Origin of the sequence: Leifsonia sp. NPDC058230 (genome assembly GCF_042882245.1) — a bacterium.
In the GTDB taxonomy this organism is placed as follows: Bacteria; Actinomycetota; Actinomycetes; order Actinomycetales; family Microbacteriaceae; genus Leifsonia.
Genome location: NZ_JBHVWM010000005.1, coordinates 417,590 through 434,174 on the forward strand (window position 1 = coordinate 417,590; position 16,585 = coordinate 434,174).

At 69.4% G+C, this 16,585-nt stretch carries 15 protein-coding genes; 10 read left to right on the plus strand and 5 right to left on the minus strand.

The window, feature by feature from the left end; genetic code table 11:
- The first annotated feature begins 27 nt into the window (after positions 1-27).
- The 7 genes from ACFVV0_RS18035 to ACFVV0_RS18065 all read left to right on the plus strand — a co-directional run bounded on the left by ACFVV0_RS18035 (position 28) and on the right by ACFVV0_RS18065 (position 8,084).
- Entirely contained in the window at positions 28-960 is a 933-nt protein-coding gene (locus ACFVV0_RS18035) for a carbohydrate ABC transporter permease (RefSeq protein ID WP_387066220.1), read from the plus strand.
- Positions 961-964: 4 nt separating this feature from the next.
- Entirely contained in the window at positions 965-1,753 is a 789-nt protein-coding gene (locus ACFVV0_RS18040; RefSeq protein ID WP_387066223.1) for a carbohydrate ABC transporter permease, read from the plus strand.
- Between the two features lie 35 nt (positions 1,754-1,788).
- On the plus strand, positions 1,789-2,994 hold the full coding sequence (locus tag ACFVV0_RS18045) for a glycoside hydrolase family 99-like domain-containing protein (RefSeq protein ID WP_387066226.1): 1,206 nt from the start codon (positions 1,789-1,791) through the stop codon (positions 2,992-2,994).
- A 24-nt stretch (positions 2,995-3,018) separates the two neighbouring features.
- On the plus strand, positions 3,019-4,044 hold the full coding sequence (locus tag ACFVV0_RS18050; RefSeq protein WP_387066229.1) for a LacI family DNA-binding transcriptional regulator: 1,026 nt from the start codon (positions 3,019-3,021) through the stop codon (positions 4,042-4,044).
- Between the two features lie 178 nt (positions 4,045-4,222).
- Positions 4,223-5,029, plus strand: a complete 807-nt coding sequence (locus tag ACFVV0_RS18055; RefSeq protein ID WP_387066369.1) for an ABC transporter ATP-binding protein — start codon at positions 4,223-4,225, stop codon at positions 5,027-5,029.
- Positions 5,026-6,012, plus strand: a complete 987-nt coding sequence (locus ACFVV0_RS18060; protein ID WP_387066231.1) for an iron-siderophore ABC transporter substrate-binding protein — start codon at positions 5,026-5,028, stop codon at positions 6,010-6,012. The genes ACFVV0_RS18055 and ACFVV0_RS18060 overlap by 4 nt, the downstream gene beginning before the upstream one ends.
- 2 nt (positions 6,013-6,014) lie before the next feature.
- The gene (locus ACFVV0_RS18065; RefSeq protein ID WP_387066235.1) at positions 6,015-8,084 is read left to right on the plus strand and encodes an iron ABC transporter permease; all 2,070 of its coding nucleotides are present in this window, start codon (positions 6,015-6,017) and stop codon (positions 8,082-8,084) included.
- A gap of 30 nt (positions 8,085-8,114) precedes the next feature.
- Here the strand turns inward: ACFVV0_RS18065 and ACFVV0_RS18070 are convergent, their stop codons facing one another.
- Entirely contained in the window at positions 8,115-8,738 is a 624-nt protein-coding gene (locus ACFVV0_RS18070) for a LysE family translocator (protein WP_387066238.1), read from the minus strand.
- Between the two features lie 63 nt (positions 8,739-8,801).
- Entirely contained in the window at positions 8,802-9,560 is a 759-nt protein-coding gene (locus ACFVV0_RS18075; RefSeq protein ID WP_387066241.1) for an MBL fold metallo-hydrolase, read from the minus strand.
- A 261-nt stretch (positions 9,561-9,821) separates the two neighbouring features.
- Here ACFVV0_RS18075 and ACFVV0_RS18080 point away from each other — a divergent pair, with 261 nt between their 5' ends.
- Positions 9,822-12,791 carry a lamin tail domain-containing protein gene (locus tag ACFVV0_RS18080; RefSeq protein WP_387066245.1) on the plus strand — a complete coding sequence of 990 codons (2,970 nt, stop codon included), beginning with the start codon at positions 9,822-9,824 and terminating at the stop codon, positions 12,789-12,791.
- A gap of 115 nt (positions 12,792-12,906) precedes the next feature.
- Here the strand turns inward: ACFVV0_RS18080 and ACFVV0_RS18085 are convergent, their stop codons facing one another.
- Positions 12,907-13,326, minus strand: a complete 420-nt coding sequence (locus tag ACFVV0_RS18085) for a hypothetical protein (protein ID WP_387066246.1) — start codon at positions 13,324-13,326, stop codon at positions 12,907-12,909.
- A gap of 192 nt (positions 13,327-13,518) precedes the next feature.
- On the opposite strand from ACFVV0_RS18085, the gene ACFVV0_RS18090 reads away from it, so the two are divergent.
- Together ACFVV0_RS18090 and ACFVV0_RS18095 are read left to right on the plus strand one after the other, a co-directional pair.
- Positions 13,519-13,872: a hypothetical protein gene (locus ACFVV0_RS18090; protein WP_387066247.1), complete on the plus strand. Its 354-nt coding sequence runs from the start codon at positions 13,519-13,521 to the stop codon at positions 13,870-13,872.
- Between the two features lie 128 nt (positions 13,873-14,000).
- Entirely contained in the window at positions 14,001-14,450 is a 450-nt protein-coding gene (locus tag ACFVV0_RS18095; RefSeq protein WP_387066248.1) for a hypothetical protein, read from the plus strand.
- A 27-nt stretch (positions 14,451-14,477) separates the two neighbouring features.
- Here the strand turns inward: ACFVV0_RS18095 and ACFVV0_RS18100 are convergent, their stop codons facing one another.
- Together ACFVV0_RS18100 and ACFVV0_RS18105 are read right to left on the minus strand one after the other, a co-directional pair.
- On the minus strand, positions 14,478-15,134 hold the full coding sequence (locus ACFVV0_RS18100; RefSeq protein ID WP_387066250.1) for a response regulator transcription factor: 657 nt from the start codon (positions 15,132-15,134) through the stop codon (positions 14,478-14,480).
- On the minus strand, positions 15,131-16,582 hold the full coding sequence (locus ACFVV0_RS18105; protein ID WP_387066252.1) for a sensor histidine kinase: 1,452 nt from the start codon (positions 16,580-16,582) through the stop codon (positions 15,131-15,133). The genes ACFVV0_RS18100 and ACFVV0_RS18105 overlap by 4 nt, the downstream gene beginning before the upstream one ends.
- Positions 16,583-16,585: the final 3 nt, after the last annotated feature.

The following is a 16,585-nucleotide window of genomic DNA, read 5'->3' on the forward strand; positions in this document are numbered from 1 at the left end:
GACTGCTGCACTCGAAGAAGAGGACGTATGACCACCCAACTGCAACAGAGGGTCTCGGTGCCGCCGCGCGCGGAACCGGTCCCACCGCGCCGGCGTCGTGCGCTGCGCGTCTCGGACTACCTGTGGGCGCTGCCGGCGCTCATCCTGGTGATCGGCGTCATCCACGCGGGAATCGCGGCCAACGCCTTCTACTCGCTGTTCGACTGGTCCGGTGTCGGTGCGCCGACGGACTTCGTCGGCGGTGCGAACTACGTGAAGCTCCTCCAGGACCCGATCTTCTGGCAGTCGCTCGGAAACACTCTGGTCTTCGCCGTGGCCACGGTGGCGATCCAACTCGTGCTCGGCCTCGGGCTCGCGATCCTCGTGCGCACCAAGGTGCGCCTGCGCGGCCTGCTTCGCACGCTGGTCTTCGTTCCCGTCGTGCTCGCGCCGGCCGTGGTGGCCACCTCGTTCCGATTCCTGCTCACCCCCGACGGCGGATTCAACCAGCTCCTGAGGGGGCTGGGACTCGAGGGCTTCAGCCAGCCGTGGCTCGCCGATCCGAAGACTGCGTTCGGCGTGATCATCCTGATCAATGTCTGGCAGTACACGGGCTACAGCTTCCTGATCTACGACGCGGCGATCGGCCAGATCGATCGCGGCATCTTCGAGGCGGCGCGCATCGACGGGGCGTCGACCTGGAAGATGACCCGGATGGTCATGGCGCCCATGCTCCGCGGATCGCACATCGTGCTCATCGTGCTCGGCTTCATCAGTGCGCTCAAGATGTTCGACCTCGTCTACCTCACGACCGGAGGCGGTCCCGGCACGACGACGCAGGTGCTCACGGGCTACATCTATCGACAGGTGATCGCCCAGTTCCACGCCGGCTACGGAGCTGCGCTGTCGATCGTCCTGGTGGCGATCGCGCTCGTCTTCGCGATTCTGCAGGTTCGGCTCTCCACCCGGGAAGGCAGGTAGCGACGTGTTCCAGTTCCAGAAGCCGACCGGTCGGGTGATCAGTCAGATCCTCGTCGTGATCGCCCTCGTGGTGCTCGTGATCCCGCTCGTGCTCATCCTGAAGGAGTCGCTCGCCGGCGAGGGTCTCAACAACTATGCGCTCGTGCTGTCGACCACCCCGTTCCTGCAGTTCTTCGGCAACAGCCTGATCGTCTCGGTGTCGACAGTCGTGCTCGTGATGTACCTCGGGCTCAGCGCGTCGTACTGCTTCGCCGTGCTGCAGCCACGGGGCTCGACGGTCGGAGCGGTCGTCATCCTCACGGGGCTCGCGCTTCCCGCGATCGCGCTGGTGGTCCCGCTGTATTACGTGATCCAGGCCGTCGGCCTCCTCGACACCTACTGGTCGGTCATCATCCCGCTCACGGTCATCTCGATTCCGTTCGGCGTGCTCGTCGGCACCAACTACATCCGGGGGCTGCCGGCCGAGCTGTACGAAGCCGGGCGGTTGGACGGCGCCAACTCCTGGCAGTTCTTCTGGCAGATCCTGGTTCCGGTCTGCCGTCCGATCCTGTCGGTCATCGCGATCTTCACTTTCCTCGCCGCCTGGAACGAGTACCTGCTTCCCCTGCTGTTCATCCAGTCGACGGATCTGCAGGTGCTCACCCAGGTTCCGACGTACTTCCAGAGTGAACGCCTCGTCGACACTCCCAAGATCTTCGCCGCGAACATCCTGATCTCCCTGCCCATCGTCGTCGTCTTCATCGTTCTGCAGAAGACCTTCCGGGCCGGCGTCTCCGCGGGGGCGGTCAAATGAGCGTCGTCTCACCACACAATCAAGGAGCAACATCGATGGATCGACCGAAGGTACTCGCGTACTACTTCCCGGACTGGCACAAGGATCCGAGGAATGCGCGGTGGTTCGGCCAGGACTGGGACGAATGGACCCTTCTGAAGTCGGCGAAGCCGCGCTTCGACGGGCACCGGCAGCCGCGCGTGCCGATCGACGGATACTTCGACGAAGCGACCGCGGCGGGAGCCGAACGTCAGATCAGCATCGCCAAGAAGTACGGCGTCGACGGGTTCCTCGTCGACTACTACTGGTACGACGACGGATCGTATCTGCAGGCCGGCCTCGACGACGGCCTGCTCGCCGCCGAGAACGGCGAGGACGTGGAGTTCGCCCTGATGTGGGCGAACCACGAGCTCGTCGACATCTTTCCGCACGACGATCCTGCGAACCACTCGCCGGCCCGGCTGAAAGACGGCGCGATCGATCGTGAGGCGTTCGAGAAGATGGCACGGCACGTCATCGACGCCTACTTCTCCCGCCCGAACTACCTCACCGTCGACGGCCGGCCCTGGTTCTCGATCTACGAGCTCGGAAACCTGATCCTGGGGCTCGGCGGTGTCGAAGAGGCCGCGAGCGCTCTCCGCTGGTTCGACGAGGAGACGAAGCGCGCAGGGTTCGCCGGCGTGCACCTGGATGCGGTGATCTGGGGGATCGGCGTGCTGCCCACGGCGATCGCGCTCGACGACCCGGCGCAGCTGATCCCGAGACTCGGCTTCCTGTCGGCGACCTCGTACGTCTGGGTGCACCACGCCGATGTGAGCTCCTTCGACTTCCCCGTCGCCCGGATCGAGGCGCTGCGGGATGCCGCATTCGCCGAGTACGAGGCATACGCCGCGGAGCTCGCCGTGCCGTTCTATCCGAATGTGACGGTCGGCTGGGATGCGTCCCCGCGCACCGACCAGAGCCGCGAGTTCGTCCAGGGCCGCTACCCGTGGACTCCCACCTGGGACCCCACTCCGGAGGAGTTCGGGGAGGGGCTGGCGATGGCGAAGGATTTCCTCGAGCGGCACCGGCCACCGCATCCGATTGTCACGATCAATGCCTGGAACGAATGGACCGAGGGGTCTGCGCTCCTCCCCGACAGTCACAACGGCTACGGCTTCCTCGAGATGGTCCGGGAGGTGTTCGGGGTGGCGGATGCGCGCCTCGAGGCGGTCCCGCCGGAGGAAACCGTCCGTCAGGCTAGTGTGGGCACAGGTCGATAGACATCCAGCTATTGGGAGTTGGCAATGGCGAAGAACGTCACCATCAAAGACGTCGCCGTCCTCGCGGGCGTGTCGCTCGGAACGATGTCGAACTACATCAATGGCACCAAGACGGTGTCGGCCGAGACGCGGGCTCGGATCGACCGCGCCATCGAAGACACCAGGTTCGTTCCGAACCGGGCCGTGCGAACGCTCCGGGGCAACCGCACGCACACGCTCGGGCTCCTCGTTCCGGATGCCGCGAATCCCTATTTCACCGAGATCGCCCGCGGAGTGGAAGACGTGGCGCGCAGCCGCGGCTACGTTCTCGTGTACTGCGACACGGCGGGTGATCCGGTGCGCCAGGGCGTCTACGTCCGCAACCTCGCCGAGATGCGCGTGGGTGGACTCATCATCGCTTCGGCGACCGCTGAGCCCCCGGATCTCGGCGACCTCGAGTCCCTCGGCACCCCGATCGTCGTGCTGGGGCACGAGGGCATGGCGCTGAACTCGTCCTCGGTGTCGGTCGACCAGCACCAGGGGGGCTTCCTCGCGATGAAGCACCTGCTTGATCTCGGCCACAAGCGGGTGCTGTTCGCCGGTGGACCCGGCGGCGACCTCGTCATGAAGGCCCGTTTCGAGGGGGCGACACTCGCGATCAAGGCGGCCGGTGAGGATCCGGAGATGCTGCACCGCGCGGATGCGTCGGGTCGCACGGTGCGCGAGCGCAGCGAGCTGGCCGACATCATCATGGCGATGCAGCCGAGACCGACCGCCGTTCTCTGCGGGAACGACATGATCGCCATCGCGATCGTCAACAAGCTCATCCGTGACGGCTGGTCGGTGCCGGACGACATCGCGATCGTCGGCTACGACGACATCGACGACGCGCAGCTGGCGGTCATCCCGCTGACCACGATCAGGCAGCCCGCCCACGAGATCGGTGAGTCGGCGGCAAGGCTCCTGTTCGAGACGGCCGACGATCCGACGCGACCCCAGCGGCAGGTCAGCTTCACGCCGGAGCTCGTCGTGCGCGGGTCGACGATGCCGCCGCTTCGCCGCGAGTCCTGACAGCGGGACTTTCAGCCGATAGGTTAGGTAAGGCTTGCCTCAAATCGGAGTTGTGGAGTTAGGTTAGCCTGCCCTAAGCTCATGGCTTGTGGCTCCCCGCATCCCGACCCCCGAACCCCATCGAATCGACGATGACCCGGCAGGCGAACGCCGACGGGCCGGTCTGACAGCCCGGTCGATGCGCGTGGCCTACGACGGCGTCGACGTGGTCCACGACGCCATGCTCGTGCTGCCCGAAGGCCGGGTCACAGCGCTGATCGGCCCGAACGGCAGCGGCAAGTCCACCCTCCTGCGGGCGGTCTCGCGGCTGCACAAGGTGCGTTCGGGAAGCGTGACGCTGGAGCACGCCGACGCGCTGCCCGAGAACGCCCTGACTCTGACCCGCACCGAGTTCGCCCGGTGCGTCACGCTCCTGGCGCAGAGCCGCCCGACCCCCGCCGGGCTGAGCGTTCGCGACGTGGTCGGGTTCGGCCGGCATCCGCACCGTCGGAGATTCCGCGGGGTCGATGCGGATGCCGCACTCGCGGTCGAGCGGGCCATGGCACTCACCGGGGTGAGCGAGTTCGCCGACCGCGGCGTCGAGAGCCTCTCCGGCGGACAGCTGCAGCGGGTCTGGCTGGCCTGCTGCCTCGCGCAGGACACCGACGTTCTGCTGCTCGATGAGCCGACCACCTACCTCGACCTGCGCTATCAGGTCGAGATCCTGGACCTCATCCGTGACCTCGCCGACCTCCACGGAGTGACCATCGGCGTGGTGCTGCACGACCTCGACCAGGCCGCCGCCGTCGCCGATCAGGTCGTGCTGCTCTCGGCAGGCCGCGTCGTCGCCGCCGGACCGGCAGCAGACGTGTACGACCCCGAGCGACTGACCGAGACGTACGGCATCCGTATCGAGGTCGACGTCAACCCGTCGACCGGCATGCCACGAACCCGCCCTGTGGGCAGCCATCACCTCAGAACCGAAAGGACCCCCCTCCCCTCATGACCAGACGCCCGATCACCCGACGCCTGATCCCCTCCGCGATCGCCGTCGCCGCGGTCTTCGCGCTCGCCGCCTGCGGCACGACCGAAGCCCCGGCCGCCGGCTCCACGAACGGCGCCGCTCTCACAGTGACGGATGCGCGCGGCGAGAAGGTAGAGCTCGCCGGTCCCGCCAAGCGCGTCGTCGGCACCGAATGGAACGTCGTCGAGACGCTCGTCACGCTCGGCGTGGATCCCGTCGGGGTCGCCGACGTCCCCGGCTACACGGCCTGGGACACCGCCGCCGCACTGCCGAAGGGCGTGAAAGACATCGGTACACGCGGCGAGCCGAGCGTCGACACGGTCGCTGCGCTCAACCCCGACCTCGTCGTGGCGACGACCGACCTCTCCGAGTCGGCCATCGCCCAGTTGGAGAAGATCGCCCCGGTCGTCGTCGTGCGTTCGGCGGATGCGAGCAGGCAGATCGATCAGATGATCGACAACGTGAACCTGATCGCCGAGGCCACGGGCACCGAGAGCGCGGCGAAGAGCGAGATCGCCGCGTTCGAGAAGGCGATCGCCGACGGCAAGCAGAAGCTCGCCGCGGCGGGGCTCGCCGGTGCGAAGCTCGCGTTCGCCGACGGGTGGAAGGAGGGCAACCAGGTCTCCGTGCGCCCGTACGTCACGGGCTCGCTGCTCGCCGACATCAACACCGAGCTCGGCCTCGTCGATCCGTGGGCGCTCGACGGGGACAAGGACTACGGACTCGCCTCGACGGATGTCGAGGGCCTGACCAAGCTCGGGGATGCGCGCTTCGCCTACATCGCGAACAACGCAGACGCCGGCGATCCGTTCGCCGACGGCCTCAAGGACAACGCTGTGTGGAACTCGCTGCCGTTCGTGCAGAACGGGCAGACGTACCGTCTCGCCGACGGCATCTGGATGTTCGGCGGCACCGCGGCGATGAAGCAGTACATCGCCGCGATCGTCGACGCTCTCACCGACTGAGCATGGAGCTCCGCGCACTCCCGAGCGCGACGCTCGCGGTGCCGCGCGGCGGCCGGATGCTCCTCCTCGCGATCGCCGCAGCGCTCGCGGTGGGCGTCCTGGCCGTCGTGCACCTCGGCCAGGGCACGGCGACGCTCGACCCGAACGCGCTGTGGCGCGCGCTGACCGGATCCGGCTCCACGCAGGCCGACGCCGTGCTCGTCGCCTCCCGGCTGCCGAGGCTCGCGGCGGGGCTGGTCGTCGGATGCACGCTCGGCGCAGCCGGCGCCGCGCTGCAATCCGTGTCGCGCAACGTGCTCGCCTCCCCGGACACGCTCGCCGTGAACGCGGGGGCGTATCTCGCGGTGGTGTCGATCGCGGCGTTCGGCATCACGCTGCCCGCCCTTCCGGCGGGCGGGGCCGCCTTCCTCGGCGGATTGGCCGCGGCCGCAGTCGTGCTCGGTCTGTCGCGCGCCGGCGCGGGCCCGATCCGGCTGGTCCTGGCCGGTTCGGCACTGACCCTCGCGTTCAGCGGTCTGAGCGGGATGCTCCTGCTCCTCCGCGCGCAGCAGACGACGGGACTGTTCGCCTGGGGGAACGGCTCGCTCGCCCAGATCGGGATGCAGGGAATCGAGCAGCTCGCCCCGATCGCGTTCCTGGCGCTCGCGGGCCTGCTCATCCTCGGCCGGCGCCTCGACATCCTGACGCTCGGTGACGACGAGGCGGCCGTTGTCGGCGTCGACCCGCGCCTCACGCGGAGCATCGCCGTCATCCTGTCCGTGCTGCTCGCGGCGGTCGCCGTGACGATCGCCGGACCGATCGGATTCGTCGGGTTGTGTGCGCCGGCGATCGTCCGGCTGGTCGCGACGCGGGTCCCCGGGCTGATGCGGCATCGGGCGTTCGTGCCCGCGTCGGCGGTGGCCGGTGTCCTCGTCGTGCTGGGCTCGGACGTTCTGCTTCGAGCCGTGTTCGGTGCGCAGGCGGGCGTCTCGGTTCCCACGGGAATCGTCACGACCATCCTGGGTGCCGTCGTGCTCGTGGTGCTCGCGTACCGGTCGCGCGACACGAGCTCGAACAGCCCGACGACGGCGTTCACCCGGCTTCGCAGCCGGCGGGCGTTCGTGCTCACGCTGGTCGTCGCGAGCGTGGCACTGGTCGCCGCCGTGCTCGCTGCGACGCTGCTGGGGGATGCGCGCCTCCTGCTCGGCGACGTCGGAAACTGGCTGACCGGCCAGGCCGGACGGGTCGTCACCTTCGTGCTCGACACCCGGATACCGCGGGTCACTGCTGCTCTGCTGGCGGGTGCGGCGCTCGCCGTCGCTGGCGCCGTGGTGCAGGCGGTGTCGCGCAACCCGCTCGCCGAGCCCGGCATCCTCGGTGTCGTCGGGGGAGCGGGAGTCGGCGCTGTCGCTGTGCTGACGGTCATCCCGCTCGCGAGCTTCTGGCTGGTCGGCGGCGCCGCCCTGGCCGGAGCCGCGGCGGCTGCGGCCGTCGTGTTCGGCCTGGCTGCGCGGAGGGGTCTCGAGCAGAACCGGCTGGTGCTGATCGGTGTCGGAGTCTCTGCGGGAGCGTCGTCCATCGTCAGTCTTCTGATCGTGCTCACCGATCCGTACAACGGGGCCAAGGCGCTCGTCTGGCTCTCCGGGTCGACCTACGGCCGCACGTTCCCGCAGGTGCTGCCCGTGCTGGTCGTGCTCGTCTGCGCCCTGCCCGTGCTCGCCGTCATGAGCCGGCAGCTCGACCTGATCGGGCTGGATCCGGACACGCCTCGCCTGCTAGGCATCCGTCTCGGGCCGGCCCGCTTGGGGCTGCTGAGCGTGGCGGTCGTGCTGACGGCGGCGTCGGTGGCCGCCGTCGGCGTTGTCGGGTTCGTCGGGCTCGTCGCGCCGCATGCCGCTCGGGCGCTGGTCGGTCAGCGTCACGCGCGCGTGATCCCGGTCGCCGCGGTGCTGGGCGCCCTGCTGGTCTGCGTGGCCGACACCATCGGCCGGACCATCATCGCGCCCGCGCAGATCCCGGTCGGCCTGGTGACCGCGGTCGTCGGAGCGCCCTACTTCATCTGGCTGCTCTGGAGGTCCCGCCGCGAAGCGTGAGCGGAGCCGGCCGGGTCAGGCAGCGTCGGGCTATTCGGCGCTCGTCGCAACCGTTACGACGCCGAGCGCGGCGAGCACGCCCGCCGACACCCGCTCGAGCGTCTTCGTGACCCGCGGCCGCCGCAGCCAGACCACCGCGCGAGACGCCAGAACCGACACGATGGCGAGATAGACCATCGCGACGACGGCGTCGACTGCGCCCAGCAGCATGGTGTTGCCGATGGATGCGCTGTCCTGCGGGATGAACTGCGGCGCCACCGCGAGGAAGAACAGCCCGACCTTCGGGTTGAGCAGCGTCGACACGGCGCCGGCCGCCAGGCTCGAATGGAGTCGCACGCGCGGCGGCTCCAGTTCGAGCTTGCCGGCACCCTTGCGGGAGGCGAGGAAGGCGCTCACCCCGAGGTAGACCAGGTACAGGCCGCCGACGATCTTCAGCACGCGGTACGCTTCCGCCGACTGTTCGAGCAGAGCCGCCAGACCGAAGGCGACGGCGGCGGCCCAGATGAGCGAGCCGACCGCCGAGCCGATGGATGCGGCGATGCCGGCGCGCATCCGCACCAGGCTGTACCGGAGAACGAGAAACGTGTCCGGTCCGGGTGTGAGCGCCAGCAGGGCGCAGAGCCCGGCGAAGGCGAGGATCGAGGGCAGCGTCATCGGCACAGAGTAGCAGCGGCCGGAGGTGCGCGCGGCCGCGGGCCAGGTGCCGGTCGGCAGCGGCTAGCGCTGCGTCCGCCGGAGCGCCTCCGCGACGACGAATGCCGGGGACGCTTCGATCAGCGGGCCGTGTCCGGGGAGGATCAGCCGCGCGGGGATGGCGGCGATCGACTGCAGGTTGGCGAGCGCAGCATCCGGATCGGTGTGCCACATCCGGGCGAGCAGCTGCGGCCCCGCGCCGGCCGTGGTGGGGTGCGCGGTGACGAGGGCGTCGCCGGTGATCAGGATGCCCGCATCCGGAAGCAGGTAGGCCGTGTGCCCGGGGGTGTGCCCGGGGATCGGCACAGCCTCGATCCGCTGCCCGGCGACGGTCTGCAGGCCGTCGGGGAGTGGCTGAACCGTGCGGACTCCGACGTCGCCCAGCCCGCCGGCGCGGATCGCGTGCACGGTCCAGCGGGCGACGCGCGGTCTCCAGACCCTCGGGAGGATGTCGCCGACGCCGATCTGGTGCAGCTCGGTTCTGGTGATGTTCGGAAGCTCGTCAGGATGGCCGAAGACGCGGGGTCCGTACCGCTCGACGAGGGCCGCGATGGACCCGATGTGGTCGCTGTGCCCGTGCGTGACCAGGATGCTCGCCAGATCCTCCGGCCGGCCCCCGGCCCGCCTGATCGACTCCTCGACCAGCGGAAGGTCGGCCGGATACCCCGCGTCGACGAGCGCGACCTCGCCGCCGCCCACGAGCACCACCCAATTCGAGGCCGGCCCCTGAACGAACTGAACGCCCGGCGCCATCTCGCCCTGCCACACGATCGAAGAACTCACCTCCCCAGTCTGCCGACAACCCGCCGAGTACACGAATTCTCCGCGTACTCGACGGTTTTCGCCGCACTTCGCGCGTACCCGAGGGGCAGGATGCGCGGACTCGGGGGGACGCGGTGGTTCAGGTGGCGTTAGGGCCGCGTTCACGCGCCGTTCGTCCTGCTGCTCGAAGCTGCAGGAGATCGCACCTCCGTTCTCGAAGATGCCGCCCGCGGCATGGAGGTGCGCGACCCTCACCTCTTTTCCCTAGAAGGAGACCTACGCGTGCGCACTCATAGGCGCGGCCTCATCGCCGCCCTCGTCACCGGATTGGTGGTCGTGGCCCCGTTGACGGCCCTGGCCGCCCCGGCCGCAGCCGCCACACCCACCGTCGTCATCAACGAGGTCGAGTCGGACGGCGGAACGCCTGGCGACTGGATCGAGCTGAAGAACACCGGGACCGATCCTGTCGATCTGTCGGGCTTCATCGTCCGCGACAACAAGGATGCGGACACATTCGCCATCCCGGCCGGCACGATCGTCGCAGCGGGCGACTACTACGTGGCCGACGTCGACCCGGAATTCGGACTCGGGGGCGCGGACAGCGCACGTCTGTTCGAGCCGGACGGCACCACGCTGGTCGACACGTACACCTGGACCGCGGCCGCGACGACCACCTATGGGCGCTGCCCGGATGGCACGGGAGCGTTCACGACGACCGGATCCTCGACCCGCGGGGCTGCGAACGACTGCTCCGCCCCGGTCTCGACCGCGCTCAAGATCAACGAGGTCGAGTCCGACCAGGGCGTCCCCGGCGACTGGATCGAACTGGTGAACACGGGCGCGACTCCGGTCGACGCATCCGGGTACATCCTGAAGGACAACGACGACACCGACGTGTTCCCCATCCCCGCCGGCACCACGATCGCGGCCGGAGGCTTCTACGCGGCGGATGTCGACCCGGTCTTCGGGCTCGGCAAAGCGGACTCCGCGCGTCTGTTCGCGCCCGACGGCACGACCCTCCTCGACACCTACTCCTGGACCGCCCACGCAGCGACGAGCTACGGCCGCTGCCCCGACGGGACCGGCAGTTTCGTGACCACGGTCAGCACCACGAAGGGCGCGGCCAACGACTGTGCGGCGGCGCCGGTCTCCAGTGTGAAGATCAACGAGGTCGAGTCGAACGGCGGCACCCCTGGCGACTGGGTGGAGCTGATCAACACGGGCGGCGCATCCGTCGACCTGACCGGATGGTCGGTGCTCGACAACGACGACACCCACACCAAGGTGCCGCTGCCGGCCGGTTCGACGATCGCCGCGGGCGGGTACTTCGTGGTCGAGGAGTCGACGCTCGGCTTCGGCCTCGGTGCACCGGATTCTGCGCGTCTCTTCGACGCGAGCCAGACCCTGGTCGACTCCTACAGCTGGACCCAGCACGCGGCCTCGACGTACGGACGCTGCCCGAACGGCAGCGGAGCGTTCGCGAGCACCACCTCCACTAAGGGTGCAGCGAACGATTGCAGCGTGCCGGTGAAGATCAACGAGGTCGAGTCCGACGGCGGAACGCCGGGCGACTGGATCGAGCTCATCAACAACGGAACGTCCACGGTCGACCTGTCGGGCTACATCCTGCGCGACAACGACGACTCGCACACCTTCACGCTGCCGGCCGGTTCGACGATCGCCGCGAACGGCTACCTCGCTGAGGACGTCGACCCGTCGTTCGGTCTCGGCGGCGCGGACTCGGCGCGCCTCTTCGCGCCCGATGGCACGACCCTGATCGACTCGTATTCCTGGACCGCGCACGCCGCCACGACGTACGGGCGCTGCCCGAACGGCACCGGCGCCTTCACCACGACCAGCGCCTCGACGAAGGGTGCCGCCAACGCGTGCCCGGGCCAGGTCTCGACGTCGGTGTGGCCGGGCGGAGCGGCCGTGAACACCGTCGACGACGCGAACGTGCTCGGCGGCAACATGAGCGGTCTCTTCTACGAGCCCTCGGGAACCAGCGCGCCGGGCGTGCTCTGGGCGGTCAAGAACGGCCCGGGAACCCTGTTCCGCCTGGTCTGGAACGGCACGATCTGGACTCCGGACACGGCGAACGGATGGGCGGCCGGCAAGGCGCTGCACTACCCGGACGGCACCGGCGACCCCGACTCCGAGGGCGTGACGGTGACCGGAGGCGCTGTCTACGTCTCGACGGAGCGCAACAACTCCGACAGCGGGGTGAGCCGGCCCGAGGTGCTCCGCTTCGACCCGTCGCAGAGCGGCACCTCGCTCAACGCCACCGCCGAGTGGAACCTCACGGCGGACCTCCCGCCGCTGGGCGCGAACCTCGGACTCGAAGCGGTGACGTGGATCTCCGACTCGTACCTGACAGCGCATGGCTTCACGGATGCGCACACCGGCTCGGCGTACTCGCCCGCCTCGTACCCGGGGCACGGCGACGGCCTGTTCTTCGTCGGCGCCGAGGCGAACGGGACGATCTACGCATACGCGCTCACCGCATCCGGGAACTTCACCAGGGTCGCCACGATCAGCAGCGGTATGGCCGGGGTCATGGAACTGCAGTTCGACCAGGAGACCCAGAAGCTCTGGGCCGTCTGCGACGACACCTGCAGCGGCCAGGTCGAGACGCTGACGATCGCGACGACCGGCGCCTCTGCGGGCACGTTCGCGGTCGACCAGGCGTTCGCGCGGCCCGCGGGCATGCCGAACCTCAACAACGAGGGCTTCGCGATGGCGCCGCAGGCGGAATGCGTCAACGGGCTGAAGCCGGCGTTCTGGTCCGACGACACGAACGACGACGGGCATGCGCTCCGGGCCGGGACGGTCGACTGCACCGCTCTCGCAGCGACGACGCCGGTCACGATCTCGGTCGGCACGATCTCGGCCGGCGGAGCCCTCCAGCTGTCAGCCGGCGGGTTCACAGCGGGTGAGACGGTCGAGGTCTGGCTGCACTCGACCCCGGTCAAACTGGCCAGCCTCATCGCGAGCCCGTCGGGTACGGTCAGCGCGCGCATCACCATCCCGGCGAGCACCCCCGCGGGCGCTCACACGCTGGTGCTCACCGGACTGACGTCGGGGGTCACCGGATCGACGGCCCTCACGGTCACCGCGGCGAACGGGTCCATCGCCGGCCTTGCGACCACCGGATCGTCGATCACCACCCCGCTGGCGATCGCTCTGATCGTGTCGCTCGCGGGGATCGCGCTCCTGCTCGTGGGAGTGTTCCGCCGGCGCAAATCGGCCTGACGACTCGAGCGCGCTGACTAGCGGCACATCGACCTTCCCGAGTTCCGGGAAGGTCGATGTGCCGCGACTCGGCGAGGATGGGGCCGGGATGCGCTGGGGCGCGGGATGCGGCCCGTCAGCAGCTCGCGGGAGATGCGGGCGGGCACGGCGTCCCGTTCGCACGCAGCCGCGACAGACGCAAGGCGCGGCGGATGGTGGAGAGGATCCCGGGCTGACGCGGCTCGCTCTCGGCCTCGGCCTCGGCCTCGGCCGGGAGGGGCAGGCGCACCGGGATGCGGCCCGGAGCGAGGTCGTGCAGATTGTTGCGCCGGGAGCCGTCCCAGTTGGCGAAGAGGTAGCCGCCGCCGATGCCGGGCATCGCCTTCACCGGGGTGCGCACCCACGAATCGGGACCGGCGACGTAGCGTGCCTCGCCCCGGGAGATCTGGGACGAAGCGGTCGTCGCGTCGACCACGCCGCTGTCGGTGATCAGGGCGACGATCGCGCCCAGGTGGTCGCGGACGACGATCTCGATCTTCAGGTCAGGTGCATTCATGTCTGATTTCGATGCTACGCAGGGTTATTCATCGACTCCAATAGACGACGCTTCTGCCATTCATCAGCGGCATGAATGAATGCTCGCGGGACGCGGAATAAGAGCATTCTCATCCCCGCCCGGTGCCGCCCGTCGCACCGCAGGGGACAATGGGGGGAAGGGTGGGCATCCCGCCCGGAACGGGGAACGGGCATGGAGCAGCGCAGGCGGCAATCGCGCTGGGCGTTCGCGCTCGGAGCGGCCGCGGTCGCGCTCGTGCTCGCGTCTGCCGGTGTGGCGTTCGCCGTGGCGACCGGCCTGCCCGATCAGGCCGGCGAATCCGTCGGTGTCACCGGTGTGTCCGTCGAGACGGGAACCGGTCCGGCGACGCCCACCGGAACACCGAGCTCGACCCCGACACCGACCGACACGGGAGCAGTCGTCGTCCCCGATCCGACGCCCGTTCCGGCCGACGACCACGGCGGAGACAACGGCAACCGCGGCAAGGGCGGCGGCGGCGACGATAGCGGCGGAAGCGGGAAGAGCGGTGGCAGCGACGACGACTGAGTCGTCGCCGGCTAAGAGCTCTCTCATCGCAGGCTTTCCATCGTCTTAGAAGCACCGGCGAGGGTGGGGATATGGCACGAAGCCAGTCACCAACCGCCGCCCTCGCGGCGCAGACGAAGGGAAGATCGATGTCCGTTCTCAGCACGAAGCGTTCAAAGCTCATCGCCTCCGCGGTCGTCACGGCCGCCCTCATCGCGGGCGGGGTCGGATTCGCGGTCGCGGCCAACGCAGACCAGAGCAGCCAGGTCGTCGACGACAACGGCGGTCAGGGCACCTCGACCGACGACCCCACGTCGGGTCAGAGCCCCACACCCTCGCCCGAGGACTCCTCGCGGCCGACCCCGCCCACCGTGGCGCCGACGACCCCGGTCGTTCCCGGTCCGGCCGTTCCGTCCCCGACGCCGACCGTGGAGGACAACCCGCACCTCGGTGACGACCACCGTCGCGGTGAGGTCGAGCCGGGCGACGACCACGGTGGAGACCGTCACGACGGCAGCGACGACAGCAGCGGCCACGGCGGAAGCGGGCACGGCGGCAGCGGTCGCGGTGGTCACGACGACGGCCCCAACCACGACTGACGCAGCACCACCGGATGGGCTGCCGACTCAGACGAGTCGGTAGCCCATTCCTCGTACGGTCTCGATGCGTTCCGCCCCGAACTTCTGGCGCAGGTAGCCGACATAGACGTCGACGACGTTGGACCCCGGGTCGAAGTCGAATCCCCACACCCTGCTCAGGAGCTGCTCGCGGCTGAGCACCTGCCCCGGGTGGCGCAGGAACTCCTCGGCCAGAGCGAACTCGCGCGCCGACAGGTCCACCTGCCTCCCCTTGGCGGTGGCGCGCCGGGTGCGGGTGTCGAGCTCGAGGCCCTCCACCTCCAGCACGGTCTCTACGACCTTCGAGGCGTCACTGAGCCGCAACCGGATGCGTGCGAGCAGCTCGTCGAACCGGAACGGCTTGGGCATGTAGTCGTTCGCTCCGCCTTCGAGGCTGGTGAGCACATCCTCGGCCGACGACCGCGCGGTCAGGATGATCACCGGCATAGTCGACCCGCCCGCCCGCAGGCTCCGCATCACCTCGTGACCGTCGAGGCCGGGGAGCCCCAGGTCGAGCACGAGCAGGTCGTAATCGCCCGTGGATGCGTGACTCAGCGCATCCGGACCCGTGCGGACCACGGTCGCCTGGAACCCGGCCGCTCTGAGCCCTTTCTCGATGAAGGACGAGATGCGGTCCTCGTCCTCCGCGATGAGGATGCCGGTCATGTCGTTCCTCTCGTCAGCGGAAGGATGATCGTGAACGTCGCGCCCTCGCCGGGCTGCGAGTCGACGGTCACGCGTCCGCCGTGGGCGGCCGCGATGCCCGATACGATCGCCAGCCCGAGCCCCGAGCCGCCGGGACCTCGTCCGCGTGTCGACGGTCCGCGCTGGAACCGCTCGAAGATGCGCTGCTGGGCATCGAGCGGAATGCCGGGACCGAAGTCGCGAACCCAGAGCCGGAGCTGCCCGCCGTCCGGGGCGTCTGCGTCGAGCGCGCTGCCCAGCTCGATCCTCCCGCCGGCCGTTTCGCCGTAGGCGACGGCGTTCGCCGCGAGCTGCAGCATCGCTTGGGTGATGCGGTCGGCGTCCACGTCTACGATGCCGTGGGCACGCTCGGACACCACCCACTCCCGGTCGGCCATCGCTTCCGCCTTCGCCCGGATGCGGTCGGTCAGGTCGGCGATATCCACCGGCGCGAGGTCGAACCCGCCCGCGCGCCCGCTGTCGGCGAGCAGGGTGATGTCGGTGACGAGCCCGCTCATCCGGTCGAGCTCGTCGATCGCGAGGTCGCGGGATGCGGCCACGTCGGCAGGGTCGGACACGTCCACCAGCTCGAGGTGCCCGCGCACGATCGTGAGGGGTGTCTTCAGCTCGTGCCCGACGTCGTCAAGCAGCTGGCGCTGGGCGGTGAGGGCGTCGTCGAGGCGGTCGAGCATCCCGTTCACCGTCGTCGTCAGCTGCGAGATGTCGTCGTTGCCGGCCACCGGGATGCGCTCGGACAGGTCGGATGCGGTGATCCGGTTGGCGGCGTTCGTCAGCGAACGGATCGGCCGCAGCAGCCGCCCCGCGACGAACCAGCCGACGATCCCCACGGCCACCAGTGCGATGGCCGCGACGAGCGCGTAGGTGGTGAACGCGTCGGTCAGCGGCCGGAGCTCAGCCTGGAGGTCGACGGCGGCGACGAAGCTTCCGGTGCGCGCATCCGAGCTCACCTGCACGGGTGCGGCGATGTAGCGGAGGGTTCGGCCGTCGGCCGTGACGGTGCCGCGGACGACGTCGCCGTCCGCGGTCTCGGAGACGACCCGGGTCACGAGGGCCGCATTGCCGTCGAGCCGGAAGTCGACGCTGCCGCCGGGGGAGAGGGCGGGCGCCCGGTCGATGATGGCGAGGCTCGACTCGTTCGCACCCGGTCGCAGGCGCTGGATGATCGCGGTCATCACTCCGTCGAGCGTGGTCGCACCCGAGTCGGCCGCCACGGTCTTCGCGTCGGAGACCAGTGTCGTGAGGCGCTCGTCGACGGTGGCCAGCACGCGCTCGCGCTGCAGGAGGTAAGCGGTCGCGCCGGCCACAGCCATCCCGATTCCAGCGGCGAGCAGCAGGGTCGCGAGGATGCGCACCCGCACCGAGACCCGCACGCGCGGTCGCGCGCCTGGCTCGGACGGCGAGTCGGACATCTG